We start from the raw sequence: 15520 nt of genomic DNA on the forward strand, positions 1-15520 counted from the left end.
TTCCTCGTTTATCTTATAACCCTTGGTCGTCAAATGAGACCTTAGTTTGTACCTTTTCTTCCTCAGGTGTTTCCAAGAACTTTGCAGGCTTGAATTTATGAACTGAGGCAACGATATTCGTTGGGAAAGTTTGTAACTTTGTGTTGTAGCTAGCTACAGAAGAATTAAATAATTGTCGTGAATAAGCAATTTTGTTTTCTGTATTGGTAAGCTCTTCCATCAACTTTTCATATTGTTGTGAAGCTTTCAAATCAGGATATGATTCAGCCACCGCAAAAATTGACTTCAAGTTAGCAGACAACTTATCTGACAAATCCATCTTTTGTTGGTGATCTGCATCAGGCACCTGTGCAATTTGATTACGCAAAGCAACGACGTTCTCCAAAGTGCTCTTCTCGAAACGTGCGTATCCTTTAACTGTTTCCAATAAGTTTGGAATCAAATCATTACGACGCTTCAATTGGACATCAATTTGGCTCCATGATTCTTGCGTGTACATGCGTGCTTTAACTAATCCGTTATAAGCATTGATCCAAATAATGACAATAATAGCGATAACTGCCAAAGCAATCCAAATTCCCATTTTAATACCTGCTTTCTCTACCTAAAGTTGTGTTTGTAGTTATTATAACAAACAATACCCTTACCTAAACTTAAGTTTTTATTGCGCAAAAAAAGCTTGTGGAAATTGGTACCGGTCAACCCGCCAGCGGTCATAGACCGTTCGTTCTGGGTAAACCCGATTCGTTAGCACCGTTAATGCCTCATTTGTTTTCAAGTTCAAGGCCATAATCGTCCCAGTAAATCCGGTTTGATACAGCCAATCTTGTTCAATTGATGGTTCATCTTCGCCTCCAAACCGCCAATAATGCCAGCCTAACGTACGAAAATCACAACGATTTGCTTGCAATAAGGCCACGACATCGGGTTCCAACCAAAACTGATTAAATGTAAGTGCATCAGTTAAAGTACTAAAAATACCGGCGTGGCCTGCTGCCCCACCCAATAAATTCGCTTTAAAATCATTGACCGTACCTTGTAATAACCCACCTCGCTCGGGAACATCTTCAGTTGGGGCAAAGCGTTCTTTTGGTAAATCATAAAAACCTGGCATTGCAGGCGTCCGATACCCAGTTTCATGCAACCCCAGTGGTTCAAAAACCAACTGATGCATCGTCTGTTCTAAAGTTTGGCCTGTGATGACTTTCAGCGCTTCCCCTAAAAGCATGTAGCCAACGTCAGAGTAATGAATTTCAGTTCCTGGCGCACTGATCAGCTCCCGATTGTATAAATCGGTCAGCAGCATTTCTCGTGTTAATTGCGTCGTCTTCCGGACACTACTTGGCAATCCAGAAGTATGTTGTAACACTTGTTGAAAGGTAATTTCCGTGTAATTGAACTGTGGCAAAACACTTTGGATGGTGCGTGCTAAGTCAAAGTCGGATTGACGTACCAGTTGAATATATGCAGCAGCAGTATACAGTTTGGTTAACGATGCCAAATCATAAATTGTATCCGTCTGAACCGGATGCGCAGCATTTCCGTCACGGGAGCCTAGCGCAACTTGCTCCTGTTGTCCAGCTGCTGTCAGCATGCCGACATTCATCCCGACTAACGGCGTTTGATTGATTAATCGCTGCCCAATTTGCGAAAGGTTTTCCATCACTGTTTGCATTATTTCACCTGTCTTTCATACAAAAAAAGCAGCCAAATGGCCACTTATATCAATAACATTATTCTGCAATTTTGTCCGCAATACTTTTTTGAATTGCTTCTAATTCAGCTTCAGCAGCTGCTTGCGTATTAGCCTTAGTCCCAACATAAAACTTAATCTTAGGTTCAGTTCCAGAAGGTCGTACAGCAACCCAGCTACCGTCTTCCAACCAATACTTCAAAACATTGGCCTTTGGCAAAGATAGTGGTTCTGCTACACCAGTCGCCAATGTGGTAACTGTTTGTTGATCAAAGTCTTCCGTTTTAACTACGGGAACACCACCAAACTCAGTTGGTGTTTGTGTTCTAAAGTCTTGCATAATGGCTGCCATCTTGTCCGCACCATCAATACCCGCGAAGGTCATTGATTTTGTCTCTTCATCAAAATAACCGTATTGTGCAAACAATTCTTGTAGACCATCATATAAAGTCATGTCTTGGCTCTTGTAGAAAGCCGCAACTTCTGCAAGCATAACAGTGGCTTGAATTGAATCTTTGTCACGTGTAAATGACTTCATCAAATATCCGTACGACTCTTCAAATCCAAACAAGAATGAATGTTCATCTGTATCTTCAAAGTGTTGAATTTGTTCAGCAATGTACTTGAAGCCTGTCAACACACTAATTGTTGCCATATCATAATGGTCCGCAATTGCCGTAGCAAATTCAGATGATACAATCGACTTAACCACAGCCCCGTTTTCAGGCAAAGTACCTGCATCCGCTTTAGCCGTCAAAATGTAATTTAGTAATACTGCGGCAATTTGGTTTCCTGACAACAATGTATAAGTGCCATCTGGTTGACGAACGGCTACACCCATTCGATCAGCATCTGGGTCCACAGCAATGGCAACATCAGCCCCATTTTCAGAAGCTGTTTCAATTGCCATCGCAAGGGCAGCATGATCTTCTGGATTTGGCAACGCAACCGTTGGGAAATCACCATCTGGTTCTTTTTGTGCAGCTACCATTGTGACATTTTTAAATCCTGCATTTTCAAGAGCTGGACCAGCAATTTTTGCTCCAGTTCCATGCAATGGCGTGTACACCAACTTCATATCTTGACCAATCTCATGGGTCAACGTTGGATTGATTGTTACAGTCTTAATGGCATCAAGGTAGACATCATCAATATCTTGACCAATTGTCACTAGTAGTCCCTTTTCACGCAAGGCTGACTCATCTGCAACAGGTACGGCAAACATGTCTGCTTGACGACTTGACTCTGTAATGATGTCTGATTCCTTAGGTGGCATTTGACCACCATCTTCACCATAAATCTTGTATCCATTATAGTCTTTTGGATTGTGTGAAGCTGTAATCATAATTCCAGCATAGGCTTTTAAATGGCGTACTGTGAACGAAAGCTCTGGGGTTGGACGCAATGCATCAAATAAATAAACTTTGATTTCGTGCGCACCAAGTACCTTCGCGGCTTCCAAAGCAAATTCAGCTGAGTGATGTCGCGAATCGTACGAAATAGCGACACCGCGCTCTTTAACCGTTACATCAAGGCTATCCATCAAGCGTGCTAACCCTTCAGTGGCTTGACGCACCGTGTAGATGTTCATGCGATTAATTCCAGCACCCATGATGCCACGCATTCCGGCAGTTCCAAAGGACAACGGTTGGTAAAAGGCATCTTCTGCCTGTGCATCGTCTTGTGCTAAGTTCTGCATGTCTGCTTGTAAGTCACTTGGCAAATCCGTTTGTTGTTGCCAAATTTCAAAATTATTTTTCCAGCTCATTATTTTGCTCCTAATTATCACCGATTACTTTACTAACGTTAAGTATAACACATCTGAGAATGCGCTTACATCATTCGTATTATCCCTTTTTTTCAGTGAAGACATAATCTGTAGGTAAATTAAATTCTTGTCGAACTAATGTTAACGCGGCATGGAATACTTGGTCCATATCATAATAACGATATTGTCCTAGACGCCCACCGAACACGACTTGATTTTGATGTTGACGCGCCAAAGCAGCATACTGCTTATAAATCGCCATATTGGTTTCATCATTGATAGGATAGTACGCTTCTTTATCGCGATCCCATGTTTGTGGATACTCACGTGTTACCACCGAGACACCTTCGTCTGAAGCACCGTCAAAGTGTTTCCACTCCATGACTCGTGTATACGGGGTCTTTGCATCAGTATAGTTAATCACCGCATTTCCTTGGTAATTATCTGTGTTTAGCACCTCTTTTTCAAACTTCAGTGACCGATAACCTAATTCACCGTATTGATAGTCAAAGAACTTATCAATCATCCCCGTATAAATAATGCGTGGGAATTCTGAGAGATAGGCATCACGATCATTAAAGAAATCAACGCCCGTTTGGACATCAATCAGCGGATTATCCAATAATTGATCAAAAATTTGTGTATAGCCACCAATTGGAATACCTTGGTAACGATGATTGAAGTAGTTATTATTATAAATAAAACGAACTGGTAGACGCTTAATAATAAAGGCGGGCAAATCAGTTGCTTTACGACCCCATTGTTTTTCCGTATACCCCTTTACCAGTTTCTGATAGATATCAGTTCCAATCAATGAAATGGCTTGTTCTTCAAGATTGCGTGGTGCCCGATTGCCCAACTGTCCCAAAGCTGCTTCGCGTTGCTCAGCAATCTTAGCTTGCGCCTCCGCCGGGGTTTTAGTGCCCCACATTTCATAAAACGTATTCATATTAAACGGCAAGTTGTACATTTCACCTTCGTAATTTGCCATGACCTGATTTTGGAAACCATTAAATGTTGCAAATTGTTGCACATAGTCCCAAATTTCTTGATTATCCGTATGGAAAATGTGAGCACCATAATCATGTACTGTAACTCCATGTTCCACATGCGTGTACATATTACCACCGACATGTTCACGTTTCTCAATCACTAACACCCGCTTACCTAACTTTGCGGCTTCATGAGCAAAAATGGCACCGTATGGACCTGCACCCACTACCAAATAATCATATTTCTTTGTATTTAACACGGGGCTCTACCACCATTCTCTAGAATTTATTAAAAGATGTTTTTTCTCTAACTCCTATTTTACCATATTTCAATTTATCGCTTATGTGGAACCCGCTTTTTTTGCCACAACATAACATTTAAATCGGACTAATAAAAAAGCACTAGTCGACGACTAGTGCTTTTTCTTTATTTATCGTTTAACCCTAAGCGGTCAAAGATATCATCAACGTGCTTCAAGTGCCAGTGATAATCAAAGGCATCATCAATCTCTTGCTTTGAGAGTTGCGCATTAATGGTTGGATCCGCATCAACTAAATCACGGAATTGAATTTGTTCATCCCATGAGCGTGCCGTCAATGGTTGAACAGTATCGTAGGCTTCTTCACGTGACAAACCACTGTCAACCAACTTCAACAACAAGCGTTGTGAATAAATCAAACCATACGTACGTGTCATGTTTTGTTTCATCGTTTCAGGGAAGACTTGCAAGTTTTCCAAAATCCCCGTCAACCGATGGATCATATAATCAAGTGTTGCAGTTGCATCAGGTAGAATAACCCGTTCTGCACTTGAATGTGAGATATCACGTTCATGCCATAAAGCAACATCTTCCATCGCTGTTACTGAATAGCCACGTAATACGCGTGACAGCCCAACGACGTTTTCTGAACCGATAGGGTTACGCTTGTGTGGCATCGCAGATGATCCCTTTTGACCACCCTTAAAGCCTTCTTCTACTTCATGAATTTCTGAACGTTGTAATCCACGAATTTCAGTCGCCAACTCTTCCAAAGTTGTTCCAATCACAGCGATGGTTGAAATATAGTCAGCATGCAAGTCACGCGGTAGTACTTGTGAGCCAATTGGTTGTGGGGTTAACCCAAGTTCCTTCATGGCATACTCTTCAACCCGCGGTGGCACATTCGCAAAAGTTCCGACGGCTCCTGATAGCTTTCCAGTAGCCATTTCCTTTGACACACGTTCAAAACGCGCAATGTCACGAACAGCCGCTTGATAGAAACGTGCCAAAACCAAACCGAAAGTCGTTGGCTCAGCGTGAACGCCATGCGTACGTCCCATCATCACGGTATTCTTATATTTACGGGCCAACTTAGCCAATTCGTCACGATATTCAATCAAATCCTGCATAATGATTTCATTTGCTTCGCGAATTCGTAATGCTTGAGCGGTATCAACCACGTCGGTTGAAGTGAGACCATAGTGAATCCACTTACGTTCGTCACCCAAAGATTCAGAAACATTACGCGTGAAGGCAACGACATCATGCTTCGTTTCCTTTTCAATTTCCGCAATACGTTCAGGATCAAAAGTCGCATTTTTACGAATTGCATCTAAATCAGCCTGGGGCACATGTCCTTCAGCGACCCAACCAGCAGTTACCGCAATTTCAACATCCAACCAAGTTTGGTATTGGTTTTCGGTTGACCAGACTTTTGCCATCTCAGGGCGTGTATAACGATCAAGCATAGATAAGTTAGCTCCTTTTTTAAAACACGAATTAAAAACTCTTCACTTAGTATTATACCGTATTTTCACGAACATAAGCAATACATAGTCTGCTTACGTTTGAAAAAAGCGAACAAAAAAAGCCGCAAGGTGCGACTTTTCAGTAAATGTTTACTTTTTGTTTTCTTTTGCAGCTTGTGCAGCAGCTGCCTCAGTATACTTTGAAAGCACATTCTTCATGTCAGGGTCCTTGATATCGACATTTGCCTTACCAAGTTCCTTACCAACAATTGCATTAACTTCATCTTGGTCAGACATTACTTCATTAACCTTGATATTCTTTAGATCACCCTTCATCTTATCAAATGAAGGCTTCTTTTCTTGCGTATTGCGCTTAACAATGTAATAACCTGAGTTCGTTGAAGCTTGAACTGGCGTCTTAGTGTACTCACCATCCTTAAGCTTGAACGCTGCCTTTTTGACATTAGGATCGACCTTTGTACTTGTTGAATCAAAATCATCCAACTTTCCACCGTTCTTCTTGCTTGCAGAATCTCCTGAATACTTCTTGGCTAGTTCAGTAAAGTCTTGCCCATCATTCAATTCTTTAACAATCTTTTCGGCATCACTCTTGCTACCCATCAAGATAACAGAAGCACTGGTCTTTGGTTGGTATTCCTTATAAATCTTCTTCAAACCAGCGTTTGAAAAGTTTGTGTGGGCCTTTACTGCTTGGCGTTCCAAGAGTTCCAACTTTACAGAATCACGATAAGTTTGAGGCGTCATTCCAGAAGCAGTCAATTGTTGTTCGAATTGACTTCCCATTTGATCACGGGTTTCATTGTACTTCTTGGTAACATCCTTATTAGAAACTTCTTTACCGTACTTCTTGTCCAATACTTGGTTCACAATCATATTGGCTAATGTTTGTTGACCAGTTGGTGTTTGCTTCAACTCTTTATAGTATTTAGATTGGGTGACGTTTCCATCATCACTTGTCGCAACACTCTTAGGTCCGGCTCCCCAGACAGCTAATCCGATTCCGGCAATAAGGACAACGCCTACGCCTAATACTTTTTTCCACATATGCATGGGCCTCTTTCTATTTTTTAAATATTATCTAGTGTAACATAAATTCCTAACTCAAGCTTAGCTTATTCAACCTCATACGTCACACCCATTGCAAATTGCCCATTATCCAATGGCACTTGAATGTTCATATGTTCTTTAAATTCAGCATCTTGATAATGGAGTACAGCGCGTTCGTACGGCCAATCAAATTCGGGTAACCGATCAAGTAAGGCTTCATCATCTGGCGTAGAGGTGTTTAGAATAAACCGGACGAGTATGCGTAGCCAATCCACATGCGAAATTTTATCCAAAAATGCCACATGTGTGAACGGCATTGGACGCATTTCTCCTTGCAACTTCATCCCCGGCGCTGGCATCTTTGGTACCACAAATTGATAAAGTCCGGGTTCAGCAAACGGCATCTCAGGTACGTCTAAATCACGTAGCACAACCTGCTCTGCTGTTTCAATATTGACTTGGCGATTCGTCTGATGACTAAGCACAATCGGATGTAATTCCGCCCCGTCAAAGAAATAATTAATTAAAATCTCTTCCTTTGGATCAGTCAACGTTGATTCTAAATACTTTTCACGCGCAATCACATCAACCTTTAACCCAGCTGCCTTAAGACTATTAATTAACTTAATCCGATTTCCTGGCACGACGATACGCGTTGGCTGTTCAACCTCCACTACGTTCATGATGTCCGAAATTTCAAGAGGTTCAAAGTATTGCTTGTCGCTTAGTTGCGGAATAAATGTCAAATCATGTGGGTTATTGTTCATCAACACAGTCTCATAGCCTTGGCGCTTATACTCATCGCTGACCATGGCCATCACGTATGAAGCAGCTGCTCCATCACCAAGGCGGAAAGCCCCTGTACCAATAATCAACACGGTATTTTGCCCTAAGCGTTCACTTTCATTCTCAGTTTCAAACGTTGAATAGAATTGTGAAACTGATTCTTGGAACTCACCTGCAGAGGGTTCAAACGCTTTATACGTTGGCAACACATTGTTATCCCAACGATAACGCCGCACACTATCGTAAACAGAAGACCATAATTTAGCAATCAACCCATCTGAAAGGCCATAGTACTTCGCCTTTTTCATAAGTTCGATATCCCAAGGATGTTCTTGCACGTCAATTTCCAACTGCATAATCTTTTGTAATTTATAGAAGAAAAAAGCATCAATGTGCGTTAATTCAGCTAATTCATCAACTGTATAGCCACGGCGAATGGCTTCTAATAGCAATAAAATACGGTTATCTTGTGGGTGAATCAGTTGCGCAATCACTTGACTATCCGTTAATTCACCCATCAAATCTGGTGAAAAAATCCGATTACTGAAGTGCGCCGCTCGCAAAGCCTTTTCCAAAGCTTCCTCTAAACTACGGCCCACTCCAATCGTGGCCCCAACAGACTTTTGAATCGTATCCAGACGGCGATTCGTTTCGATACCACCCAGTTCGAGTTCACCAAATGTAAACACCGGAAAACGCATAACAACATGGTCCATCGTCGGTTCCAACATTGCAGTATGCTCGGCATAACTACTTGGAATATGTACCTTTTCCAACCGATCACCCAGCATTAACCCCGTCATTACCGGAACCATTGGGTAACCGGTCGCTCCTTCAATCAATGAAACTTTTCGATCATAGTATGGCACTAATCGCGTCACAACATAAGAATCATCCTCCGGATTGACCGCAAAGCGGACTTGTAATAACCCTTTAATGTCAAAACCACGGGCAATCTTAAATGCTGTATGCCGCAAGGTCTGAACAACTGGATCTGCCAATGTCTGAATTGGCGTAATCGCAATCGAATCAGCGGAGTGAATCCCAACTGGATCCATATCTTCAATGCCACCTATTAACACATTCGTATCTCGGAAATCACGCATGACAATCAAGGCAATTTCCTTATATCCTCGGATACTTTTATCTACATTAACTTGATGCGTCAAAGACCGTGCTAATGCATCTTCAGCGATTTGGTCTAATTCCTCAGCATCTTCAGCCTGCATACGTAACGCTTGACCCTGTGGCGCAATCGAACGCACAACCACAGGAAATTCTAGCTCACGTGCTGCATCAAAAACTTCGCCCGGTGTACTAGCTAATCGCGTCTGCACCGCAGGCAAGTGCCATTGTTGAAGACGCTCTTGCAGATATTTGGTGTTTTGCGTGGCCTTTAGGACTGGCGTTGATAAACCATACACTTTTGGCCCCTGATCCCCTAGAATTTGTTGTACCTCAAAAGCTAACCGAATGGCAGTTGTTCCACCAACCGTTGGTACAATACCTGTAATGCCGTTGGCAATAATGACTTTAACCAAGTTTTCAGCATTTAAATCCAAAACCTCGACATGCACGTCCGTCCGACTTGCAGTGAAACTATCTGGATTATCATCAATTAAAAAGACTTCACAGCCTCGTTTCAATAACGCTGAGACCATTTGGTAACTTGCTGAATCAGATTCTGTCTCACGTCCGAACCCATTAGCAGAACCACCTATTAACAAAATCTTTTCTGCCATATCTATCCTCCTCGACGTACAGTCACCATGTCCATGAAATCATCAAATGGCTGCGTAGCTTCTACTGGTCCCGGTGCTGTATCCGGAAAGAATTGCACACTAAATGCAGGATAATTTCGATGACGAAGTCCTTGAATTGAACCGTCCGTTAAATCAACATGGGTCACGAATACATCAGTACCTTTAATCGTACTCTTCACAATTTGATACCCTTGGGCTTGTGTTGCATACATGATTTGATTGGTAATTTGTTCTCGAATCGGATGATTCATGCCATGGTGTTCAATGCGCATTGGTTCTACCTGAACCCCATTTGCTAAGGCGAACAATTCATGACCCAACCCAATCCCCAGCAACGGAACTTTTTGTTGCAAAGTTTGAATCAGCGTCAACATTTCGTCTGGGATATCGTGGGGATTTCCTGGACCGGATGACAATACAATCCCATCGGGGTCCAAATTGAGCACTTCTTCTAAAGTCGCGGTATATGGCAATACCGTCACATTGGCATCATAGTCATTTAACATACGCAAAATACCATTTTTTAAACCAAAATCAATCACAACAATATTTGCACCACGACCTGGATTTACATAAGCTCGCGGTGTGGATGTTTGCTGTACCTCTTGATTTGTTAACACAAGCGCCCTTAATTGATCAAACGCGTGATCATCGGGATAGTCCACAATTGATGCTTTTTGACTCCCTGTTTCACGTAAATGTCGCGTTAAGGCTCGGGTATCCACTTGTGAAATGCCAGGGACATTGTGTCGTAGCAAAAATTCGTGCAAACTCATTGATTGCAGCCGGTTCGTCGACACTTCCGCTACTTCACGTACAACAACCCCCTTAACCATTGGGCCAATTGCCTCATCTGCACGATGATTAATTCCCGCCGCCCCAATCGTTGGCATCGTGAACACGACAATTTGATTGTGATAAATTGGATTGGTCATAATCTCTTGGTATCCGGTCATTGCAGTGTGAAAAAAAATTTCACCAAATGTCGTTGCAGGGGCCCCAAAAGCTACCCCTTCATAAACGGAACCATCTTCTAATATTAAATATCGTTTTGCCATCACTTTACCTCGGACCTCCTCAGCTAAATGCTGTGAGTTTCCTTGTCAAATTCAACTCATTTATTATTCAATTTCAACAGAGTCACGCCCGTCGACTTCTTCAACGTTTACTTGAATTCGTTCCATTGCTGACGTTGGAATGTTCTTTCCGACAAAATCAGCTCGAATAGGGAGTTCACGATGTCCACGATCAACTAACACAGCTAAATTAACAACGGCAGGACGCCCATTATCCATCAAGGCATCTAAAGCTGCACGAATTGTCCGTCCTGTATAAAGAACATCATCCACTAAAATCACGCGTTTCCCATCAATATTAACGTCCAACGGTTGTTTAGCAATTGTTTCAGCTTGATCATCACGATATGACGAAATATCAAGTTCTCCAACTGGTATTTCAGCACTTTCTAGCTGCTGCAAACGCTCAGCAATATGCTTTCCAATAAAGACGCCACGCGTTTTGATACCAACAATCACAAGGTTATTGATTCCTTTATTCTTTTCAATAATTTCGTACGTAATTCGTGTCAATGCCCGTTGCATGGCCATTGCATCTACAATTTCTTTCGTCATAACGTTCATACTCCTAGTTGTATTAAAAAAGCGCTATCCACTTATAAATGTGAATAACGCTAGTTCATCAGGCTCTTTTGACATGTGCGTTACCCTCTTGCACCTCACTGGATGCTTTTAAGACGATACGCCCCTATCTTAACACAGATACGTCAATTTTTCATTATTTATCGTCTTCATGGTACGGGTCTAGCGTTGCTAACATATCAGTGAAGTAAGTAGGCAAAGGCGCTTCAAAAGTCATTTCTTCACCCGTTGTTGGTTGTGTAAGACCTAAAGTTGCTGCATGTAAGTATTGTCCATTACCTGGTAATGTTTTTGCTGGTCCATAAAGAGGGTCTCCGGCTACGGGGTGATTAATATAATCCATGTGCACACGAATTTGATGTGTTCGTCCAGTTTCCAAGGTAACTCGCAACAATGTGTAGCCAACGTAACGTTTAACAACTTCAAAATGGGTCACTGCGTCTCGTCCACCAGCAACGACACCCTGCTTCTTTCGATCCGTTTTCGATCGTCCCAGCGGCGCATTAATCGTCCCTTGATTTTCTTTAAATTCCCCGTGAACCAAGGCATAGTATTGACGCAAATTTTTCTTTTCTTTGAGTTGTTCCGTCAAAGCTTCATGCGCATGATCATTCTTGGCAACCATCAAAAGTCCAGAAGTATCTTTATCAATACGGTGAACAATTCCAGGTCGGATGACACCATTAATTGATGATAATTGTGTGTGATACATTAATGCGTTCACTAAAGTACCATTTGCATGACCCAACGCAGGATGTACCACCATGCCCTGGGGCTTGTTTACAACTAATAGGTCATCATCTTCATAAACGATATCTAGTGGGATATTTTCAGCTTCAGCCTTAAGTTCCACGGGTTCAAGTACATCAAACGTTATGACATCGCCTGGTTTAACTTTATAATTGGCCTTTTTGACAACATCATTCACTTTTAACGCACCATCATTGATAAAACCACCAATTTGGGTCCGGGTATATGCGTCAAAGGCATCCGCAACGACCTTATCGAGGCGCCCAGTTTCTTCATTAATTGTTAATTGCTCTTGTGTCATAATCTTCCTTTTGTGTGTTTGCTATCTTAGCTAATTTTGATTGTAGCGCGGCATGAATACTTGGCGATAACCAATAGGCATACGATTCACCATCATAAACAAATAAAACTGTTCTTTTTGTAAATTGCACATATTGTAGTTTTTCTAACGGAATCCGATCTGAGTGAATGCCAAAAGCAGGCTTAAAACGGATACTGTCATCAGTTAATTCCACGCGTTGACGGCCGAAAATAAGCGCTACCAAGCCAAAGAATATCAGATAACTTACTGCTGAAATTGTATTAAAAGTCGTAACTTCCAACCACATAATCGTTCCAAAGACTGGAATCATTAATAACCAGGTCCATAGCACGTATCCTGCCACTCCTGAAACTTGATAATAACCACGCATAATCTTCTCCTCAATCTCTATCTCGATAATAAGTATAACATGTAATCACTTGATTACTTGTTATAGCTGTTAGATTCGTTAATTCTCCTGCATTCAAGACTAATTGAAACATTCTTGTAATCATTCATCTCTATTTCTGCCATACTCATTCATTATACTGGTATAATAAATATACAATTAACGGGATGGGAAATGTTATGAAACTTGAAATAATTGGGATGGGAGTCACAATCTTGGGATGGATTGCGCTCCTAGTATGGCTTATCAACATTCTCTTTACACACCATGATCATATGAAACAATCCATTATCATGAAAGCTTTGGGCTGGCTTGGTGTTATTTTAATTTTAGTTGGTGGTGGCATTAACTACGCATACAATCAAACACAAGATATCACACCTGCAGCTACTCCAAAATCGAAAGTCACGACCAACGATACCAGCCATTAAAAATGATTTATCATATTTATTTTGACGCGGCCACTCGCGGACAAAACGGTCCCAGTGCCGCTGGCACCATCATTATTGCCAACCATTCACAAACCCCGTTTAAAACCACTTTATCAACGATGTCGAATCACGCTGCTGAATTCGCCGCAGCTCGCTTCGCGATCGCTTGTGTCGCTCCTTTAGCTAATCAAAACGATACCTTAATGCTCCATTCGGATTCAAAAATTGTCATCGATAGCTTAACCAAAGGCTATGCAAAACATTTTATGGCGGAGGTCACTGACATCAATCAGCAATTGGACCACTATCGTAATGTCATTTTAGAATGGATTCCTGAAAAACAAAATCAAGGGGCCCATCAGCTTGCCAACCAAGCCCTTGCTACTATATTAAACAAAAACCGCTTAAATTCTACTTGAATTTAAGCGGTTTTCTTTAGAATCAGATGCTCCTCCGTACCCCCATGACGTTTTGGCGCTAATCCTTGACTAATCATCACAAAGACAAAAATAGAGATTAATCGTTCACTCCCAGAGTGTTTTTTGTTTATTCATTCAACATTTCCGCTGTTTTTAGCTTTTTCTTTGGATTAGCCCCAACAATATATCCATTACTACCAACGACAATAGCTACTTTCTGCTTCTTACCTTTATCTTCATAAATCGGTCAAACTGGATTCCTGCCTTATTAACGTATAATCCCCCCTGTTGTCAGTGCTAAATAAATATAAGAAAGGCTACCCAAGTTTAAGGTGGCTTTCATCCTAATCAACTAAATAGAGGTCAAATTTTCGCTTAATCTTGTTAGAAGGACGTTGAGCAACTTTTTTTCTGATTTCTTGATCCGTGTCATAATATGGAAAAATCGAACTAATAAACATGTTCCATACAATTCCCGAATCGTTATAATCCGCAGCGTACAAAAACTTCATTTGATCATGAATCACCATCATTATAGGTTGTTGTGGGTAATCACTAATATTCGATAAATCCATCATAGCATAACTTAATCCGTGCAAAGGATCTGGTATATTATAATCCGGAAATTGTTCATCTTCATCTTCTTCAGGAGTAATTACTGGTAATTTAAATTTCTGAATACACTGCTTTAAGAAAGTATCTAAATCAGGGATATCTTTGCCGTAAAATTCAATTACTTTTACACCATTCCATAGTTCATCTAATCTTTGATTCAATTCAAATTCACTAACTCTATATATTTGATTTCGTTTCATGATTCTCACTTTTCAACCTTTTTAAATGTTATATAATGGTCATTTGTATAAAAAAACTTACGATTAGCTCGATCAGTATAATCAAACATTTCTGTCCAGTATTCTAATAATGCATGCATACATATAAATACCTCACAAAATAAATTTAATTTCTTTCAAAACGATTGATTATACCCCATACCAAAACATTAAAACAAGGTTAACTACTGAATCCAGCCAAATAAAATACATAATTGTAAACAGCAAATTCAAATAACAATCACAAAATCCCAACAGGCAAGTGCTCTCTTGACACTAAGCCCTCCTCCTGGACGCGTATAAGCTTTACCGTTGGTTTTAGGTGCAACCCGTTAATCGCCTGTTTATATACGCTAAAATCGCTTTATACCATCATTGGCACAATCTTCCTTCATTCTATATGTCTACTACCAAGCGTAACCAAGGTAGGTGCTAATGTAGTGTTCGCTCTTTGTCTGCTTCCATTAACAACTTCATCGCTTCTCTTCTTTGCTCCCTCTAGTTCTGTGAGAAAGGTCCTTCACGTGACATCCCAGCTTCCACCGAGGTTTATTATTCCCACATTGACCGTGTTCTGCCATTGCAGAATCTTCGGTAGTTGCCTTTTTCAAGGATTCAATCACTTTTTCAATTTACGGAAATATATTTTTACGCCTAAGTTCCAAATATAATACCTCCTAATTGAGAGAACCATCGTAATTAATATCAATGGAATCAGTAATCAAAAAAATGCATACACTTGTACTTGTATCAAACTCCCCCCATTAGATAGCACCAATACTGGAATCACATTAACTAAAACCATTCTTATAAATTTTGGATATATCTTAGCTGGTCGATTATATGACAGCATTAAATATTTTCGAAAACCATTTAATGCTGTCATATTGTCTTTCCAAAATTAAACTTCAAAAAATAGT

Annotated in this window: 14 protein-coding genes; 2 read left to right on the forward strand and 12 right to left on the reverse strand. The window is 40.8% G+C overall.

All coding sequences use genetic code 11. The features are described 5' to 3' along the window. Window positions 1-13: 13 nt before the first annotated feature. The 11 genes from IV50_RS02270 to IV50_RS02320 all read right to left on the reverse strand — a co-directional run bounded on the left by IV50_RS02270 (window position 14) and on the right by IV50_RS02320 (window position 12899). Window positions 14-583, reverse strand: coding sequence for a LemA family protein (locus IV50_RS02270; protein ID WP_057744451.1), 570 nt, complete (start codon window positions 581-583; stop codon window positions 14-16). Window positions 584-661: 78 nt separating this feature from the next. Further along, a complete protein-coding gene (locus tag IV50_RS02275) occupies window positions 662-1675 on the reverse strand; it encodes a serine hydrolase domain-containing protein (RefSeq protein WP_057744454.1) in 1014 nt (337 codons plus the stop codon). Between the two features lie 58 nt (window positions 1676-1733). Next, the gene (locus IV50_RS02280; protein WP_057744457.1) at window positions 1734-3461 is read right to left on the reverse strand and encodes a phospho-sugar mutase; all 1728 of its coding nucleotides are present in this window, start codon (window positions 3459-3461) and stop codon (window positions 1734-1736) included. 79 nt (window positions 3462-3540) lie between these two features. Next, entirely contained in the window at window positions 3541-4713 is a 1173-nt protein-coding gene (gene glf / locus IV50_RS02285) for a UDP-galactopyranose mutase (RefSeq protein WP_057744460.1), read from the reverse strand. Between the two features lie 167 nt (window positions 4714-4880). Then, complete coding sequence (purB, locus tag IV50_RS02290) at window positions 4881-6182, reverse strand: adenylosuccinate lyase (protein ID WP_057744463.1); 1302 nt, start codon at window positions 6180-6182, stop codon at window positions 4881-4883. A 150-nt stretch (window positions 6183-6332) separates the two neighbouring features. Then, complete coding sequence (locus IV50_RS02295; protein WP_057744465.1) at window positions 6333-7247, reverse strand: peptidylprolyl isomerase; 915 nt, start codon at window positions 7245-7247, stop codon at window positions 6333-6335. 68 nt (window positions 7248-7315) lie between these two features. Further along, window positions 7316-9778: a carbamoyl phosphate synthase preATP-grasp domain-containing protein gene (locus IV50_RS02300; protein WP_057744468.1), complete on the reverse strand. Its 2463-nt coding sequence runs from the start codon at window positions 9776-9778 to the stop codon at window positions 7316-7318. A 2-nt stretch (window positions 9779-9780) separates the two neighbouring features. Further along, window positions 9781-10857 (reverse strand): carbamoyl phosphate synthase small subunit, encoded by a 1077-nt coding sequence (locus IV50_RS02305; protein ID WP_057744471.1) that lies wholly within the window; start codon window positions 10855-10857, stop codon window positions 9781-9783. A gap of 63 nt (window positions 10858-10920) precedes the next feature. Continuing rightward, a complete protein-coding gene (gene pyrR / locus IV50_RS02310) occupies window positions 10921-11430 on the reverse strand; it encodes a bifunctional pyr operon transcriptional regulator/uracil phosphoribosyltransferase PyrR (RefSeq protein WP_057744473.1) in 510 nt (169 codons plus the stop codon). Between the two features lie 163 nt (window positions 11431-11593). Next, a complete protein-coding gene (locus tag IV50_RS02315; RefSeq protein WP_057744476.1) occupies window positions 11594-12508 on the reverse strand; it encodes an RluA family pseudouridine synthase in 915 nt (304 codons plus the stop codon). Further along, window positions 12483-12899, reverse strand: a complete 417-nt coding sequence (locus IV50_RS02320; RefSeq protein WP_057744478.1) for an EbsA family protein — start codon at window positions 12897-12899, stop codon at window positions 12483-12485. The genes IV50_RS02315 and IV50_RS02320 overlap by 26 nt, the downstream gene beginning before the upstream one ends. A gap of 197 nt (window positions 12900-13096) precedes the next feature. On the opposite strand from IV50_RS02320, the gene IV50_RS02325 reads away from it, so the two are divergent. After that, the gene (locus IV50_RS02325) at window positions 13097-13348 is read left to right on the forward strand and encodes a hypothetical protein (RefSeq protein ID WP_057744481.1); all 252 of its coding nucleotides are present in this window, start codon (window positions 13097-13099) and stop codon (window positions 13346-13348) included. 2 nt (window positions 13349-13350) lie between these two features. After that, on the forward strand, window positions 13351-13767 hold the full coding sequence (locus IV50_RS02330; protein WP_057744484.1) for a reverse transcriptase-like protein: 417 nt from the start codon (window positions 13351-13353) through the stop codon (window positions 13765-13767). Window positions 13768-14111: 344 nt separating this feature from the next. Here IV50_RS02330 and IV50_RS02335 read toward each other — a convergent pair whose 3' ends face one another. Then, window positions 14112-14582, reverse strand: a complete 471-nt coding sequence (locus IV50_RS02335; RefSeq protein ID WP_156405007.1) for a hypothetical protein — start codon at window positions 14580-14582, stop codon at window positions 14112-14114. Window positions 14583-15520: the final 938 nt, after the last annotated feature.

It is taken from the genome of Weissella viridescens (genome assembly GCF_001437355.1).
Lineage (GTDB): Bacteria > Bacillota > Bacilli > Lactobacillales > Lactobacillaceae > Weissella > Weissella viridescens.

What these genes read in the sequence shown, in the direction of transcription:
- IV50_RS02270 (WP_057744451.1), bottom strand. Translation starts at nt 583, where the DNA reads ATGGGAATTTGGATTGCTTTGGCAGTTATCGCTATTATTGTCATTATT.
- IV50_RS02275 (WP_057744454.1), bottom strand. Translation starts at nt 1,675, where the DNA reads ATGCAAACAGTGATGGAAAACCTTTCGCAAATTGGGCAGCGATTAATC.
- IV50_RS02280 (WP_057744457.1), bottom strand. Translation starts at nt 3,461, where the DNA reads ATGAGCTGGAAAAATAATTTTGAAATTTGGCAACAACAAACGGATTTG.
- purB (WP_057744463.1), bottom strand. Translation starts at nt 6,182, where the DNA reads ATGCTTGATCGTTATACACGCCCTGAGATGGCAAAAGTCTGGTCAACC.
- IV50_RS02295 (WP_057744465.1), bottom strand. Translation starts at nt 7,247, where the DNA reads ATGTGGAAAAAAGTATTAGGCGTAGGCGTTGTCCTTATTGCCGGAATC.
- IV50_RS02300 (WP_057744468.1), bottom strand. Translation starts at nt 9,778, where the DNA reads ATGGCAGAAAAGATTTTGTTAATAGGTGGTTCTGCTAATGGGTTCGGA.
- IV50_RS02305 (WP_057744471.1), bottom strand. Translation starts at nt 10,857, where the DNA reads ATGGCAAAACGATATTTAATATTAGAAGATGGTTCCGTTTATGAAGGG.
- pyrR (WP_057744473.1), bottom strand. Translation starts at nt 11,430, where the DNA reads ATGACGAAAGAAATTGTAGATGCAATGGCCATGCAACGGGCATTGACA.
- IV50_RS02315 (WP_057744476.1), bottom strand. Translation starts at nt 12,508, where the DNA reads ATGACACAAGAGCAATTAACAATTAATGAAGAAACTGGGCGCCTCGAT.
- IV50_RS02320 (WP_057744478.1), bottom strand. Translation starts at nt 12,899, where the DNA reads ATGCGTGGTTATTATCAAGTTTCAGGAGTGGCAGGATACGTGCTATGG.
- IV50_RS02325 (WP_057744481.1), top strand. Translation starts at nt 13,097, where the DNA reads ATGAAACTTGAAATAATTGGGATGGGAGTCACAATCTTGGGATGGATT.
- IV50_RS02330 (WP_057744484.1), top strand. Translation starts at nt 13,351, where the DNA reads ATGATTTATCATATTTATTTTGACGCGGCCACTCGCGGACAAAACGGT.
- IV50_RS02335 (WP_156405007.1), bottom strand. Translation starts at nt 14,582, where the DNA reads ATGAAACGAAATCAAATATATAGAGTTAGTGAATTTGAATTGAATCAA.